Below are 14,489 nucleotides of genomic sequence, written 5' to 3' on the forward strand. Positions count from 1 at the left end.
GAGAAGGGGCCCGTACCTGCAGGTACGGGCCCCTTCTTCGTGCAACAGGCGGTCAGCCGCCGAACTCCTGCAGGCCCTTCAGCGCCTGGTCCAGGAGCGCCTGGCGGCCCTCCAGCTCGCGCTCGAGCTTGTCGGCCCTGGCGTTGTTGCCCTGGGCGCGGGCCTGCTCGATCTGGCCCTTCAGCTTGTCGACGGCGGCCTGGAGCTGACCGGTCAGACCCTCGGCACGCGCGCGTGCCTCCGGGTTCGTCCGGCGCCACTCGGCCTCCTCGGCCTCCTGGATGGCCCGCTCCACGGCGTGCATCCGGCCCTCGACCTTCGGGCGCGCGTCCCGCGGTACGTGGCCGATGGCCTCCCAGCGCTCGTTGACCGAACGGAACGCGGCGCGCGCCGTCTTGAGGTCCGTGACCGGGAGGATCTTCTCGGCCTCCTCGGCCAGCTCCTCCTTCAGCTTCAGGTTCTCCGACTGCTCGGCGTCCCGCTCGGCGAAGACCGAGCTGCGGGCGGCGAAGAACACGTCCTGGGCGCCGCGGAAGCGGTTCCACAGGTCGTCCTCGTGCTCGCGCTGGGCGCGGCCCGCGGCCTTCCACTCCGTCATCAGCTCGCGGTAGCGCGCGGCCGTGGGGCCCCAGTCCGTCGAGCCGGACAGCGCCTCGGCCTCGGCGACCAGCCGTTCCTTGGCCTTGCGGGCGTCCTCCCGCTGCGCGTCCAGCGAGGCGAAGTGCGCCTTGCGGCGCTTGGAGAACGCCGACCGGGCGTGCGAGAAGCGGTGCCACAGCTCGTCGTCCGACTTGCGGTCGAGCCGCGGCAGCCCCTTCCAGGTGTCCACCAGCGAGCGCAGCCGTTCACCGGCGGCCCGCCACTGGTCGGACTGCGCCAGCTGTTCCGCCTCGGTGACCAGGGCCTCCTTGGCGTTCCGCGCCTCGTCGGACTGCTTCGCGCGCTGCTGCTTGCGCTCCTCACGCCGCGCCTCGACCGTCGCCACGAGCTTGTCCAGCCGCGTCCGCAGCGCGTCCAGGTCGCCGACCGCGTGGTGCGCGTCGACCTGCTCACGGATGTGGTCGATGGCGGCCTGCGCGTCCTTCGCGGACAGGTCGGTGGTCTTCACTCGCTTCTCGAGGAGGCCGATCTCGACAACCAGGCCCTCGTACTTGCGCTCAAAATAGGCCAGCGCCTCCTCGGGGGAGCCTGCCTGCCAGGAACCGACGACCTGCTCGCCATCGGCCGTACGCACGTACACGGTCCCCGTCTCGTCGACGCGGCCCCACGGGTCGCTGCTCACAGCGCCTCCTCCACATGATGCCTGCGAGGGGCCTCACTGCCCCCGGGCATCGTCCACAGTTTCGTCACGGCCAACATAGGCGACCGGCGGGTTGCCTGTCCGCATCCCGCGCGACCGAAATTTCGCACTTGACGGTCAGGATTTGGTGATCGTCGCCTTGTTGATCACCACGGTCGCATTGGGTGCCGTGTTCTGCGTCGCGGGGTCGGCGGGCTGGGCGCCGGCGGCGGCGATCTTCTTGAGAACCTTCATGCCCGCCTCGGAGATCGTGCCGAACGGGGTGTAGTCGGGCGGCAGCGGACTGTCCTGGTAGACCAGGAAGAACTGGCTGCCGCCGGTGTTGCGGCCCTGCTTCGTCTGGGCGTTGTACTGGTTGGCCATGGCGACCGTGCCCGCCGGGTACACCTGCCCCTTGAGGCTCTTGTCCTTGAGGTTCTCGTCCGGGATCGTGTAGCCGGGACCGCCCATTCCGGTTCCCTGCGGGTCGCCGCACTGCAGCACGTAGATGCCCTGGTCGGTCAGCCGGTGGCACTTGGTGTGGTCCAAGTAGCCCTGTCCGACGAGGAAGTTGAACGAGTTGACGGTGTGCGGCGCCGCCGACGCCTTCAGCGCGATGTCTATGTCACCGCACGTCGTGGCGAGATTCATCGTGTACTTCGCCGACTTGTCGATGGTCATCGCCGGCTCCTTCTTCCAGCTCAGCTTCTTCACCGAACCCTTGGCCGGCTTCGCGCACGGGTCGGGAGCCTTGCTGGTCGGGGCTGCGCTCGGGGACGTCTGCGCGCTGGCGTTGGCCTTGTCGTCGCCCTTGAGGGCCCCGGTCGTGTACAGCGCCACACTGACGATGACGACCACACCGAGCACCGACGCGATCACGGAGTTGCGCATCTTCGCCTTGCGCCGCGCGGCCGTACGGCGCTGCTGCTGGCGCAAGAACTTCTCGCGGGCGAGCTGACGCTTGCGCTGTTCCTGGGTGACCACCGGGTTCTCTCCTCATGCGTCTCGTACGTGGACCGGTACGCGTGTGTCTCGTGAGCCGACCGCCTGCGTGTGCCCCGTACCGTATATGGGTTCGCTGAGGAATCGGCAGCGCCGGTAGGCTCTGAGGTCAGCAGCAGCCGCCCGTATCGACACAACGAAGGACGATCGTGCTCATTGCCGGGTTCCCCGCCGGGGCCTGGGGGACGAACTGTTATCTCGTCGCCCCCGCCGCCGGTGAGGAGTGCGTGATCATCGACCCGGGCCATCAGGCCGCCCAAGGAGTCGAGGAAGCGCTGAAGAAGCATCGGCTCAAGCCCGTCGCGGTCGTCCTCACCCATGGCCACATCGACCATGTGGCCTCGGTCGTCCCGGTGTGCGGCGCGCACGACGTACCGGCCTGGATCCACCCCGAGGACCGCTACATGATGGCGGACCCCGAGAAGGCGCTCGGCCGCTCCATCGGCATGCCGCTGATGGGCGAGCTGACGGTGGGGGAGCCCGACGACGTCAAGGAACTGACCGACGGCGCGAAGCTGGCGCTCGCGGGTCTGGAGTTCTCCGTCGCGCACGCGCCCGGCCATACCAAGGGGTCGGTGACCTTCCGGATGCCCGAGACCACGGAGATCCCCTCCGTGTTCTTCTCCGGGGATCTGCTCTTCGCCGGCTCCATCGGACGCACCGACCTGCCCGGCGGTGACATGGCCGAGATGCTCGACTCGCTGGCCCGCGTGTGCCTGCCGCTCGAGGACTCGACCGTGGTGCTGTCCGGCCACGGCCCCCAGACGACCATCGGCCAGGAGCGCTCCACCAACCCGTATCTGCGGCAGGTGGCCGCCGCCGGCCAGGGAGCGGATGTCGACGCTCCCCGACGAGGAATGTGACGAGACTTTCCGTGAGCACCTTCAAGGCCCCCAAGGGCACGTACGACCTGATCCCGCCGGACAGCGCCAAGTTCCTGGCGGTCCGCGAGGCGATCGCCGCGCCTCTGCGCAACTCCGGTTACGGCTACATCGAGACCCCCGGCTTCGAGAGCGTGGAGCTCTTCGCGCGCGGTGTCGGCGAGTCCACCGACATCGTGACCAAGGAGATGTACGCCTTCGAGACCAAGGGCGGCGACAGGCTCGCCCTGCGCCCCGAGGGCACGGCGTCCGTGCTGCGCGCGGCGCTGGAGGCCAACCTGCACAAGCTGGGCAATCTGCCCGTCAAGCTCTGGTACTCGGGCTCCTACTACCGCTACGAGCGCCCGCAGAAGGGCCGTTACAGGCACTTCTCGCAGGTCGGCGCGGAGGCGATCGGAGCGGAGGACCCGGCGCTGGACGCCGAGCTGATCATCCTGGCGGACCAGGCGTACCGCTCGCTGGGGCTGAGCAACTTCCGGATCCTGCTCAACAGCCTGGGCGACAAGGAGTGCCGTCCCGTCTACCGGGCCGCGCTGCAGGACTTCCTGCGCGGCCTGGACCTCGACGAGGACACCCTCCGCCGTGCCGAGATCAACCCGCTGCGCGTCCTGGACGACAAGCGCGAGTCGGTCCAGAAGCAGCTGGGCGACGCCCCGCTGCTCCGCGACTACCTCTGCGACGCCTGCAAGGCGTACCACGAGGAGGTCCGTGAGCTGATCTCGGCGGCGGGCGTCGGCTTCGAGGACGACCCGAGGCTGGTGCGCGGCCTGGACTACTACACCCGTACGACCTTCGAGTTCGTCCACGACGGTCTGGGCTCCCAGTCCGCGGTGGGCGGCGGCGGGCGCTACGACGGACTGTCGGAGATGATCGGCGGTCCGGCGCTTCCGTCCGTCGGCTGGGCGCTGGGCGTCGACCGCACGGTCCTCGCTCTGGAGGCGGAGGGGGTCGAGCTGCAACTCCCGTCCACGACCAGCGTGTTCGCGGTGCCGCTCGGCGAGGAGGCGCGGCGCGTGCTGTTCGCCAAGGTGACCGAGCTGCGCAAGCTGGGCATCGCTGCGGACTTCTCGTACGGTGCCAAGGGGCTCAAGGGCGCGATGAAGAACGCCAACCGCAGTGGTGCCCGCTACACGATCGTCGCCGGGGAGCGTGACCTCGCCGAGGGGGTCGTGCAGCTCAAGGACATGGAGTCCGGTGAGCAGGCTGCGTTCGGCGTGAACGAGATCGTGGCGGAGCTGGAAGCCCGGCTGGGCTGAGCGGCTCTCGTCCTCAAACGCCGGAGGGGCTGAAGAATCAGCCCCTCCGGCGTTTGAGGAGCGGGGGTCCGGGGGCGAAAAGTTCAGTCGAGCAGGCCGAACCGCATCGCGCTCGTCACCGCCGCCGTCCGGTCGTCCACCCCCAACTTGCCGAAGGCCCGCAGGAGATGGGTCTTCACCGTCGACTCGCCGATGAACAACCGCCGCCCGATCTCCGCGTTCGTACACCCCTCCGCCACCAGCCGCAGCACCGCCGCCTCCCGCTCCGACAACCGCGGCCGCTCCGGCCGGGTGCGCAGCTGGTCGACCAGCCGGGCCGCCACCGAGGGCGCCAGCACCGTCTCGCCGCGCGCAGCCGCCCGCACCGCCTCCGCCAGTTCCGCCCGCGGCATGTCCTTGAGCAGGTAGCCCGCCGCGCCGGCCTCCACCGCCCGCAGGATGTCCCGGTCCGTCTCGTACGTCGTCAGGACGATCACCCGGCACGGCAGCCCCGCCTCGCCCATCCGCACGATCGAGTCCACGCCCCCGCCGCCCGGCATCCGCAGATCCATCAGCACGATGTCGGGCCGGAGTTCGGCCGCGAGGGCCTCCGCCTGCCGGCCGCTCGCCGCGTCGGCGACGACCTCCAGGTCCGGCTCGGCGCTGAGCATGGCCCGCAGGCCCTCCCGTACGACGGGGTGGTCGTCGGCCAGTACGATCCGGATCACGATGAGCTCCTCCCCGGTACGACGGGCAGTGACACGGGCAGGCTGACCGTCACCGTCGTGCCGTCCCCCGGTGTGCTGCGGATCTGCGCCGTTCCGCCGACCTCACCGGCCCGGGCGCGCAGCCCCGTCAGACCGTAGCCGTCGCAGGGGGCGCCGGGGTCGAAGCCGCAGCCGTCGTCCCGTACGGACACGGTGAGCGTGTCGTCGGAGTACGCGAGCGCGATACCCACCGCCGCCGAACTCCCCGCATGCTTACGGGCGTTGGCCAAGGCCTCCTGGCAAGAGCGCAGGGCCACCACCTCGGGAGCGGCCGGCAGTGGGCGCACAGGGCCCTGGACCTCCAGCGTCGCCTCGTGACGGGCGGCCAGGCGGCGCAGGGCGTCCGGGAGGGAGCTGCCGTCGAGGTCGGCGGGCGCGGCACCGGCGACGAGGGCGCGGGCCTCGGCCAGGTTCTGCCGGGCCGTCTCGTCCATCAGCGCCAGATGGCGGCGGGCCTGCGGGACGTCGTGGTCGAGTTCGGCCTCCACCGCCTGGATCAGCATCAGCAGGCTGGTGAAGCCCTGCGCGAGGGTGTCGTGGATCTCGCGGGCCATGCGCTCCCGCTCGGCGAGAGCGCCGTGCGCGGCGGAGAGACGGGAGATCTCGTGCCGGCTCGCGTCCAACTCGGCGATCAGCTCGGCCCGTTCCATGCTCTGCTCGATGATCCTGATGATCCAGCCGCCGATCGCCACCGAGAACACCAGGGTGACCAAGGAGAACAGGGCGTTGGCGAACAGATCCTCGCCGCTGGGCCGCCACAACAGCGCCCAGCCCGCGACCGGCAGCAGATTGATCACGGTGACGGCCACCAGCGACCACCGCATCCGCAGGGTCATGAAGCACTGGGGGATGAGCGCGAACGCCATCAGCCTTGTCTCGCCCACCAGGACGGCCGACGGCAGGAACAGCGCGATGGCCCCGGCGAGGTAGCGCACGGCCCGCCCCTGGCCCGGCGGGTCCTCCTGGATCAGCGGGCGGCCCACGACGGCGTACCAGGGCACCAGCGGGACGAGCAGCGCCGCCGCGACCGCACGGACCGGGAATCCCGGGTGGGCCGCGGCGAGCACGAAGGCGAGGGTGGCCGCCCAGGCGACCGCGAAGTACACGTCCCAGAGCCGGATCGTCCGGTCCCAGGCGTGCTCCTCACGGGCCACACCCGGACGGTTCATCCGTCGCGCCGGGTCTTCCAGCGGAAGGTCAGCAGACACAGCACCAATCCTCCGACGCACCAGGCGGCCAGCACCAGCGCGACCTTGCCGAACTCCCAGCTCCCGGCCTGCTCCAGGACCCGCGCCGAATCCGGCAGGAACACGCCCCGAAGCCCCTGGCACAGCCACTTCAGAGGGAAAAGGGCACCGATGTTCAGCATCCAGTCCGGGATGGTGTTGATGGAGATGTACACCCCGGAGATGAACTGCAGGACCAGGAAGGGCAGTACGACCACGGAGCTGGCGCTCTTCGCCGACTTGGGCACCGAGCTGATCGCGATGCCGAGCAGCGCGCACCCGGTCAGCCCCAGCACGAAGATCCAGGCGAAGTCGAACCACCGGGACGCGTCCGACGGCAGGTCCACGCCGTACAGGGTGGTACCGACGAGGAGGAGGATCGCCGTCTCCACGACGCCGGTGAACAGAACCAGCCAGATCTTGCCCAGGAAGTACGCCGACGGAGGCATCGGTGTGCCACGCAGCCGGCGCAGCACCTTCTCGTCCCGTTCGACCGCGATCGAGATGCCCAGCGACTGGAAGCTCGTCGACATGATGCCGGAGGCCATCATCGCGGGGACGTACAGCTGGGAGGCGGTGACGCCGGAGCCGTGGACGTCGTCGTGGAAGATCGACGCGAACAGGAAAAGGAACACGACCGGGAACGCGAACGTGAACACCACCTGGTCGCGCTGCCGGAAGAACTGCTTGATCTCCAGCGCGCCACGGCGCAGGCCCAGCCTCCAGGCTCCCGGCAGCCGCTGGGCGGGCACCTCCGCCCTGGTCCGTACGGCGGTCGTCGTCATCGTGCGTCCTCCTGCCCGGTCAGCCGGAGGTAGACGTCCTCCAGGGTGGGGCGGGCCACCTTCAGGCCCGGGATCTCGCCGTCGAAGCGGTGCATGAGCTCGGCGACCGTCCTGGTCGGGGTGTCGGTGCGCTCGGCACGGGTGACGCCGTCCGGCTCGGTCCACTCGACGGTGGCCTCCGTGCCGTAGCGCTCCCGCAGGGCGGCGGGCTCGCCCTCGGCGACGACCTGCCCCTTGGCGACGACGGCGAGCCGGTCGGCGAGCGCCTCCGCCTCCTCCAGGTAGTGCGTGGTCAGCAGGATCGTCGTGCCCTCGTCGGCCAGCAGCCGGATCAGGTCCCAGAACTGGCGGCGGGCCGCCGGGTCGAAACCGGTCGTCGGCTCGTCCAGGAGCAGCAGCTCGGGGTCGCCGATCACCCCCAGGGCGACGTCGAGGCGTCGGCGCTGGCCTCCGGAGAGGGCCTTGATCCGGCTGCCCGCCTTGGCCTCCAGGCCCACCAGCCCGATGACCTCCTCCGGGTCGCGCGGCCTCGGGTAGTAGCAGGCGAAGTGCCGTACGGTCTCGCGGACCGTCAACTCGGCGGGCGCCGATTCGTCCTGCCAGACGATTCCGACACGTGACCGCCACGCGCGCGTGCCGGTCGCCGGGTCCGAGCCGAGCACCGACACCTCGCCCGCGTCCCGCGTTCGGTTGCCCTGGAGGATCTCCACCGTGGTGCTCTTGCCCGCGCCGTTGGGTCCCAGCAGGCCGAACACCTCACCACGCCGAATGCCCAGGTCGATGCCGTCCACGGCGGTCACGTCCCCGTACTGCTTGCGCAGTCCCCGTACGTCCACCGCGAGTTCGTATCCGTGTGATGTCATGCCGTTCAGCCTCGGCCGGAACCGAACGCTCCGGGACGACCGTGCGTACTTCCTTATGTCCACCGAACGGTGGACAGTGGCCTTGGTGCGGCACAATGGCCACTGCCCGAAGAAGGTCCAACTCTCAAGCAGACGGAATCGGCGTGATGAGCAAGACCACAGTCAAAGACGTCTCCACCGAGCCAGAACCCGCCGGGGACCACAGCTCCGAGGGATCACGCACAGTGGGCGGCAGCCGGGCCTTCGCCCTGCTGCTGATCATCACGGGCGCGGCCGGTCTGCTCGCCGCGTGGGTCATCACGATCGACAAGTTCAAGCTGCTCGAGGCGAAGGTCGAGGGCAAGACGTTCACCCCGGGCTGCAGCCTCAACCCGGTCGTCTCCTGCGGCAGCGTGATGGAGTCCAAGCAGGCCGCGGCCTTCGGCTTCCCCAACCCGATGCTGGGCCTGGTCTGCTACGGCATCGTCATCTGCGTCGGCATGAGCCTGCTGGCCCGCGCCCGCTTCCCGCGCTGGTACTGGCTCACCTTCAACTTCGGCACGCTCTTCGGCGTCGGTTTCTGCACCTGGCTGCAGTTCCAGTCGCTGTACCGCATCAACGCGCTGTGCCTGTGGTGCTCCCTGGCCTGGGTCGCGACGATCACCATGTTCTGGTACGTGACCTCGTTCAACATCCGCAACAGCTTCCTGCCCGCCCCGCGCTGGCTGAAGAGCTTCTTCGGCGAGTTCACCTGGGTGCTGCCCGTACTGCACGTCGGCATCATCGGCATGCTGGTGCTGACCCGCTGGTGGGACTTCTGGACCAGCTGAGCCCCGCCTCAGAGGCCCCGGCTTCCCTGGGGCCCGAGGGGATTGTCAGTGCGGTGCTGTGCTCTCTGGGGGGCACCCCCAGACCCCCGGTAGGGTTTTGGACGTGGAGCCCGACCTGTTCACCGCAGCCGCAGAAGAACGCCAGGAGAAGGACCCGACCGGCAGTCCCCTGGCGGTGCGGATGCGCCCGCGCACCCTCGACGAGGTGGTGGGCCAGCAGCACCTGCTGAAGCCCGGTTCGCCCCTGCGCCGCCTGGTCGGCGAGGGCGCGGGCGGGCCTGCGGGACCGTCCTCGGTGATCCTCTGGGGCCCGCCCGGCACCGGCAAGACGACCCTGGCGTACGTCGTCTCCAAGGCCACCAACAAGCGCTTCGTCGAGCTCTCGGCGATCACCGCGGGCGTCAAGGAGGTCCGCGCGGTCATCGACGGCGCCCGCCGGGCCACGGGCGGCTTCGGCAAGGAGACCGTCCTCTTCCTCGACGAGATCCACCGCTTCAGCAAGGCCCAGCAGGACTCCCTCCTCCCGGCGGTCGAGAACCGCTGGGTGACCCTGATCGCGGCGACGACGGAGAACCCGTACTTCTCGGTGATCTCCCCGCTCCTGTCCCGCTCCCTCCTCCTGACCCTCGAACCCCTCACCGACGACGACGTCCGGGGGCTGCTCAAGCGGGCGCTGAGCGACGAGCGCGGCCTGAAGGACGCCGTCACCCTCCCCGAGGACACCGAGGACCACCTCCTGCGCATCGCCGGCGGGGACGCCCGCCGCGCCCTGACCGCGCTGGAGGCGGCCGCCGGAGCCGCCCTCGACAAGGGCGAGACGGAGGTCTCCCTGACGACCCTGGAGGAGACGGTCGACCGGGCGGCGGTGAAGTACGACCGGGACGGCGACCAGCACTACGACGTCGCCAGCGCCCTCATCAAGTCCATCCGCGGCTCCGACGTGGACGCCGCCCTGCACTACCTGGCCCGTATGATCGAGGCCGGCGAGGACCCCCGCTTCATCGCCCGCCGCCTGATGATCTCCGCCAGCGAGGACATCGGCCTGGCCGACCCCAACGCCCTGCCGATCGCCGTCGCCGCCGCCCAGGCCGTCGCCATGATCGGCTTCCCCGAGGCCGCCCTCACCCTCAGCCACGCCACCATCGCCCTCGCCCTCGCCCCGAAGTCGAACGCCGCGACGACGGCGATCGGCGCCGCCATGGAGGACGTACGCAAGGGACTGGCCGGCCCGGTGCCCCCGCACCTGCGTGACGGGCACTACAAGGGCGCCGCCAAGCTCGGGCACGCGCAGGGGTACGTCTATCCGCACGACCTGCCGGAGGGCATCGCCGAGCAGCAGTACGCCCCGGACGCCCTCAAGGACCGCGAGTACTACACCCCGACCAGACACGGAGCCGAGGCCCGGTACGCGGACGCGGTCGAATGGACCAGACAGCACCTCGGTCGCAAGCGGTCCTGAGCGACCTGTAGACTCCCTCGAAGTGCTGTGTCCCGTGCAGTCAGAACGGGACGGTCAGCCGGAGCCCGGTCCCCGGACCGGACTCCAGGAGCGTCGCGCACCGTTCGATTGGTGTCGCGGGCAGCCCACCACCACCCGTCGCAGGACGGGACAGGCCGGTGGGCCACTCGCGTGCTGCACGTATGTGCCCAGACCAGGGGAGCGGCTGCCCACCAGGCCCGGCAACGGACCCCGGTGGGTTTCCCCGGCTGCGGATGCGACCTCCCTCAACTCTGACGAGCCGAACACTGAGAAATGAGAGATTGTGGCGAACCAGTCCCGCCCCAAGGTCAAGAAGTCGCGTGCCCTCGGCATCGCGCTGACCCCGAAGGCCGTCAAGTACTTCGAGGCCCGCCCCTACCCGCCGGGTGAGCACGGCCGTGGCCGCAAGCAGAACTCGGACTACAAGGTCCGTCTGCTCGAGAAGCAGCGTCTGCGCGCGCAGTACGACGTGTCCGAGCGCCAGCTCGTCCGCGCCTACGAGCGTGCCTCCAAGGTCCAGGGCAAGACCGGTGAGGCCCTGATCATCGAGCTCGAGCGCCGTCTCGACGCCCTGGTCCTGCGTTCGGGCATCGCCCGCACCATCTACCAGGCCCGTCAGATGGTCGTGCACGGCCACATCGAGGTCAACGGCCAGAAGGTCGACAAGCCCTCCTTCCGCGTCCGTCCCGACGACGTCGTGATGGTCCGCGAGCGCAGCCGCGAGAAGACCCTCTTCTCCATCGCCCGTGAGGGCGGCTTCGCCCCCGAGGGCGAGACCCCGCGCTACCTCCAGGTGAACCTCAAGGCCCTGGCGTTCCGCCTGGACCGTGAGCCGAACCGCAAGGAGATCCCGGTGATCTGCGACGAGCAGCTCGTCGTCGAGTACTACGCCCGCTGATCACCAGCAGGCGGTAGCACCACCTCAGCCCGCCGTCTCCCCGCCCTTGTGGGCGCGGGAGGCGGCGGGTTCGTGCATGTGCACGCTCGCTGTCGCATGCCCCACCGGCCCTCGCGGCGACGCAGCGGCCTCCATCGGCCGCTCCAAGGCCCGCGACACCGCCGCCTCCCGCATGAGCCGGGCCCCTTCCGCCACACACTCCTCGTACCGCGCGTCCCCTAGCCGCTCCCGTGCCGTCGCCTCGCACAGCTCGTGCGGGGCGTTGTAGTACGCCGAGCCGAACAGCGGCAGACCGACCGAGAGCCACATCCGGGCCGCCGCACCCTGCAGCACGGCCGCCTCCGCCGCATCGCCCTGCACCGCCGTGACCAGGGCCAGCAGTTCGACCGCCAGCACCGAACCGAGCAGGTCGTGGAAGGAGTGGGCGCCGGCCAGGCAGTCCCTCAGCAGGGTGCGAGCCCTCGCCGGGTCGCCGTCGGCCCAGGCTGCGTACGCCAGGACGTACAGGGCATAGGTGCGGGTCCACCGCTCGCCGTGGTCCTCGCACACCCGGCGGACGTCCTCGCACAGCCGCACCGCATCCGGCAGATCACCCTGGAACGCACGCGCCATGGCCAGTTCGACCTGCCCCATCAGCACATTGCTGTTGAGCTCGCCGATCTCCCGGTAGCGCTCCAGCGCCGAGCGCAGCAGCGTCTCCGCGCGCGCCATGTCGTCCGTGACCAGGGCCAGGCATCCGGTGCGGTGCTCCGCGTACGCCACCGCCGTCGCGTCGTCCGAGCGTTCCGCCTCCTCGCGGCACTCGTGCAGCGCCGCCAGCGCGGGCACCGTGTCGCCCTGCAGGACGGCGACATGGCCGAGCACCCACAGCGCCTTCAGCCGGGACCGCTCGTGGCCGGCATCCAGCTGTACGGCCTGCTCCAGCCAGTGCCGCCCCTCCGACAGCCGCCCGCAGCCCACCCAGTAGAACCACAGCGAGCCCGCGAGGTACTGGCCCAGATACGCCGCCTCCGGCTCGGCCAGGCAGTGCTCCAGCGCGCAGCGCAGATTCGGCAGCTCCGCCTCCACCCGCGCGGCCACCTCGTTCTGGCGCGGCGAGAACCACTCAAGCTCGCACCAGGTCGCAAGGCCCAGGTACCAGTCGCGGTGCCGCCGCCGCAGCCGGGCCGCGTCTCCTGCCGCCTCCAGCCAGTCGGCGCCGTACGCCCGGACCGTGTCCAGCATCCGGTAGCGCACACCCGTCGGTGTCTCCTCGCGCACGACCAGCGACTGCGCGAGGAGCTCGGTGAGCACGTCGAGGACGTCGTCGGCCTCCAGACCGTGCCCGCTGCAGACGTACTCGACGGCCTCCAGCTCGAACCGCCCCGCGAACACCGACAGCCGCGACCACAGCAACCGCTCCTGCGGCGTGCACAGTTCATGGCTCCAGCCGATGGCCAGCCGCAGGGTCCGATGGCGGGACGGGGGTGCCCCCGGGCTCGGGCGAGAGTCTGGAGGAGCATCGCGTCCGCCGCCGGTCAGCAGCCGGAAGCGGTCGTCGAGCCGGACCAGCAGCTGCCCGGGAGACAGGGCCCGCAGCCGCCCCGCGGCCAGCTCCACGGCGAGCGGTATGCCGTCCAGGCGCCGGCACACCTCCCGTACCTCCGGCCCGTCCGCCACCGCAAGGCCCTGCTCGGCCGCCCGGCCCAGCAACAGCCCGACCGCCTCGTCCTCGCTCAGCGGCGCCAGCGGAAACACCCGCTCACCCGCCACGCCCAGCGGCCTGCGCCCCACGGCGAGCACCCGCAGCCCGGGCAGCTGCCCGAGCAACTCGCCCACCAGAGCGGCGCAAGCCTCCACCAGATGCTCGAACCCGTCCAGTACGAGCAGGAGTTGACGCTCGACGAGATGAGCGAGCAGCGTCTCGCGCGGCAGCCGTGTGGTGTGGTCGGTCAGCCCCAGCGCCTCCACGACGGCGTGGTCGACGAACTCCGGATCGCGCACCGGCGCCAGCTCCACCCGCCGCACCCCGTCACGCGGCGCGCACCGCACCGCCGCCCGCGCCGCGAGCCGTGACTTGCCGACCCCGCCCGCGCCCGTCACCGTCACCAGACGAGCCGCGCCGAGCACCCCCGCCAGCCCGGCGAGTTCGGCCGAGCGTCCCACGAACGCATTGAGCTCCAGGGGGAGATTGCCGTGCCCGGAGCTGCCGCCGAGCTGATGATCCCGCATGGAACACGGAGCGTACTGACCCGTATTCAGTCCGTACAATCGCTTCGCACAACTCGGCGGAGCGTGGGCGGTAACCGGTGCGGAGCCCCGTCCCTGGCGCGATAGGCTCGGCCTACGACTTTTCGATGTTCAGGCATGTTCCAGGGAGCGGGTGCACGTGGTGTCCGGTGGAGAGGTGGCCGGGATCCTGGTGGCCGTCTTCTGGGCGATCCTGGTCTCCTTCCTCGCCGTCGCGTTGGCGAGGGTGGCCCAGACGCTCAGGGCGACCACCAAGCTCGTGGCGGACGTGACCGACCAGGCCGTCCCACTGCTCGCCGACGCCTCCGCGGCGGTGCGCTCCGCGCAGACCCAGATCGACCGGGTCGACGCGATCGCGACGGACGTCCAGGAGGTCACGTCGAACGCGTCGGCGCTGTCGACCACCGTCGCCTCCACCTTCGGCGGCCCCCTGGTCAAGGTCGCGGCGTTCGGCTACGGCGTCCGCCGGGCCCTGGGCGCCCGCAGGGACGACGTGCCCGCCAAGGAGTCCAGGCGTACCGTGATCGTGGGTCGGACCGTCCCGGCTGCGCGGCGGGGCAAGCGAAACCTCCGTGGGAAGAGGGACTGAGACCAGCGATGTTCCGTCGTACGTTCTGGTTCACCACGGGCGTCGCCGCCGGTGTGTGGGCCACCACCAAGGTCAACCGCAAGCTGAAGCAGCTGACTCCCGAGAACCTCGCCGCCTCCGCGGCCAACAAGGCGATCGAGGCCGGTCACCGACTCAAGGACCGCGCGGTCGGCTTCGCGCTGGACGTCCGGGACAACATGGCCCTGCGTGAGGAGGAGCTGGGGGAGGCCCTCGGCATCAACGCGGCCCCCGAACTCCCCGCGCCCCGGCGGTATCCCGCCATCGAGAACCGCAACAGCCCGAAGTACGTCGAGGGCTCGACGTACCAGACGCACTCGAACAACTCGTACAACCGGAATGAGGACCACTGATGGAGTCGGCCGAGATTCGCCGCCGCTGGCTGAGCTTCTTCGAGGAGCGCGGTCACACCGTCGTCCCTTCGGCGT

General features: G+C 70.4%; 14 protein-coding genes. 7 read left to right on the forward strand and 7 right to left on the reverse strand.

Features of this window, described 5'->3' with window-relative positions; translation table 11 throughout:
- Positions 1 to 52 precede the first annotated feature (52 nt).
- Positions 53 to 1,282 carry a DUF349 domain-containing protein gene (locus AB0N07_RS41320; protein WP_365844392.1) on the reverse strand — a complete coding sequence of 410 codons (1,230 nt, stop codon included), beginning with the start codon at positions 1,280 to 1,282 and terminating at the stop codon, positions 53 to 55.
- A 135-nt stretch (positions 1,283 to 1,417) separates the two neighbouring features.
- Positions 1,418 to 2,263: a peptidylprolyl isomerase gene (locus tag AB0N07_RS41325; RefSeq protein WP_365844394.1), complete on the reverse strand. Its 846-nt coding sequence runs from the start codon at positions 2,261 to 2,263 to the stop codon at positions 1,418 to 1,420.
- Between the two features lie 167 nt (positions 2,264 to 2,430).
- On the opposite strand from AB0N07_RS41325, the gene AB0N07_RS41330 reads away from it, so the two are divergent.
- Positions 2,431 to 3,144 carry an MBL fold metallo-hydrolase gene (locus AB0N07_RS41330; protein WP_365844396.1) on the forward strand — a complete coding sequence of 238 codons (714 nt, stop codon included), beginning with the start codon at positions 2,431 to 2,433 and terminating at the stop codon, positions 3,142 to 3,144.
- 11 nt (positions 3,145 to 3,155) lie between these two features.
- Positions 3,156 to 4,418, forward strand: a complete 1,263-nt coding sequence (gene hisS / locus AB0N07_RS41335) for a histidine--tRNA ligase (RefSeq protein WP_365844399.1) — start codon at positions 3,156 to 3,158, stop codon at positions 4,416 to 4,418.
- An 83-nt stretch (positions 4,419 to 4,501) separates the two neighbouring features.
- Here hisS and AB0N07_RS41340 read toward each other — a convergent pair whose 3' ends face one another.
- From AB0N07_RS41340 to AB0N07_RS41355, 4 genes are read right to left on the reverse strand one after another with little or no spacing between them, the layout of a single operon-like run.
- Complete coding sequence (locus AB0N07_RS41340; RefSeq protein ID WP_365844401.1) at positions 4,502 to 5,125, reverse strand: response regulator transcription factor; 624 nt, start codon at positions 5,123 to 5,125, stop codon at positions 4,502 to 4,504.
- Positions 5,122 to 6,333, reverse strand: coding sequence for a sensor histidine kinase (locus tag AB0N07_RS41345; RefSeq protein ID WP_365844419.1), 1,212 nt, complete (start codon positions 6,331 to 6,333; stop codon positions 5,122 to 5,124). Before AB0N07_RS41345 ends, AB0N07_RS41340 begins: the two co-directional genes overlap by 4 nt.
- Entirely contained in the window at positions 6,330 to 7,175 is an 846-nt protein-coding gene (locus tag AB0N07_RS41350; protein ID WP_365844403.1) for an ABC transporter permease, read from the reverse strand. The genes AB0N07_RS41345 and AB0N07_RS41350 overlap by 4 nt, the downstream gene beginning before the upstream one ends.
- Positions 7,172 to 8,038, reverse strand: coding sequence for an ABC transporter ATP-binding protein (locus AB0N07_RS41355; RefSeq protein ID WP_365844405.1), 867 nt, complete (start codon positions 8,036 to 8,038; stop codon positions 7,172 to 7,174). The genes AB0N07_RS41350 and AB0N07_RS41355 overlap by 4 nt, the downstream gene beginning before the upstream one ends.
- A 146-nt stretch (positions 8,039 to 8,184) precedes the next feature.
- Here AB0N07_RS41355 and AB0N07_RS41360 point away from each other — a divergent pair, with 146 nt between their 5' ends.
- The 3 genes from AB0N07_RS41360 (at position 8,185) to rpsD (ending at position 11,225) form a co-directional block, all read left to right on the forward strand.
- The gene (locus AB0N07_RS41360; RefSeq protein WP_365844407.1) at positions 8,185 to 8,847 is read left to right on the forward strand and encodes a vitamin K epoxide reductase family protein; all 663 of its coding nucleotides are present in this window, start codon (positions 8,185 to 8,187) and stop codon (positions 8,845 to 8,847) included.
- A 103-nt stretch (positions 8,848 to 8,950) separates the two neighbouring features.
- Entirely contained in the window at positions 8,951 to 10,306 is a 1,356-nt protein-coding gene (locus AB0N07_RS41365; protein WP_365844409.1) for a replication-associated recombination protein A, read from the forward strand.
- Positions 10,307 to 10,610: 304 nt separating this feature from the next.
- A complete protein-coding gene (rpsD, locus tag AB0N07_RS41370) occupies positions 10,611 to 11,225 on the forward strand; it encodes a 30S ribosomal protein S4 (RefSeq protein ID WP_015661793.1) in 615 nt (204 codons plus the stop codon).
- Between the two features lie 24 nt (positions 11,226 to 11,249).
- Here rpsD and AB0N07_RS41375 read toward each other — a convergent pair whose 3' ends face one another.
- Complete coding sequence (locus tag AB0N07_RS41375) at positions 11,250 to 13,436, reverse strand: regulator (protein ID WP_365844411.1); 2,187 nt, start codon at positions 13,434 to 13,436, stop codon at positions 11,250 to 11,252.
- 160 nt (positions 13,437 to 13,596) lie between these two features.
- Here AB0N07_RS41375 and AB0N07_RS41380 point away from each other — a divergent pair, with 160 nt between their 5' ends.
- Both AB0N07_RS41380 and AB0N07_RS41385 read left to right on the forward strand, forming a co-directional pair.
- Positions 13,597 to 14,043 (forward strand): DUF948 domain-containing protein, encoded by a 447-nt coding sequence (locus AB0N07_RS41380; RefSeq protein WP_365844413.1) that lies wholly within the window; start codon positions 13,597 to 13,599, stop codon positions 14,041 to 14,043.
- Between the two features lie 8 nt (positions 14,044 to 14,051).
- Positions 14,052 to 14,414 carry a hypothetical protein gene (locus tag AB0N07_RS41385; RefSeq protein ID WP_365844415.1) on the forward strand — a complete coding sequence of 121 codons (363 nt, stop codon included), beginning with the start codon at positions 14,052 to 14,054 and terminating at the stop codon, positions 14,412 to 14,414.
- The last annotated feature ends 75 nt before the right edge of the window (positions 14,415 to 14,489 follow it).

It is taken from the genome of Streptomyces sp. NPDC051172 (genome assembly GCF_040682555.1).
In the GTDB taxonomy this organism is placed as follows: domain Bacteria; phylum Actinomycetota; class Actinomycetes; order Streptomycetales; family Streptomycetaceae; genus Streptomyces.

What these genes read in the sequence shown, in the direction of transcription:
- AB0N07_RS41345 (WP_365844419.1), bottom strand. Translation starts at nt 6,333, where the DNA reads ATGAACCGTCCGGGTGTGGCCCGTGAGGAGCACGCCTGGGACCGGACG.
- AB0N07_RS41350 (WP_365844403.1), bottom strand. Translation starts at nt 7,175, where the DNA reads ATGACGACGACCGCCGTACGGACCAGGGCGGAGGTGCCCGCCCAGCGG.
- AB0N07_RS41355 (WP_365844405.1), bottom strand. Translation starts at nt 8,038, where the DNA reads ATGACATCACACGGATACGAACTCGCGGTGGACGTACGGGGACTGCGC.
- AB0N07_RS41360 (WP_365844407.1), top strand. Translation starts at nt 8,185, where the DNA reads ATGAGCAAGACCACAGTCAAAGACGTCTCCACCGAGCCAGAACCCGCC.
- AB0N07_RS41375 (WP_365844411.1), bottom strand. Translation starts at nt 13,436, where the DNA reads ATGCGGGATCATCAGCTCGGCGGCAGCTCCGGGCACGGCAATCTCCCC.
- AB0N07_RS41385 (WP_365844415.1), top strand. Translation starts at nt 14,052, where the DNA reads ATGTTCCGTCGTACGTTCTGGTTCACCACGGGCGTCGCCGCCGGTGTG.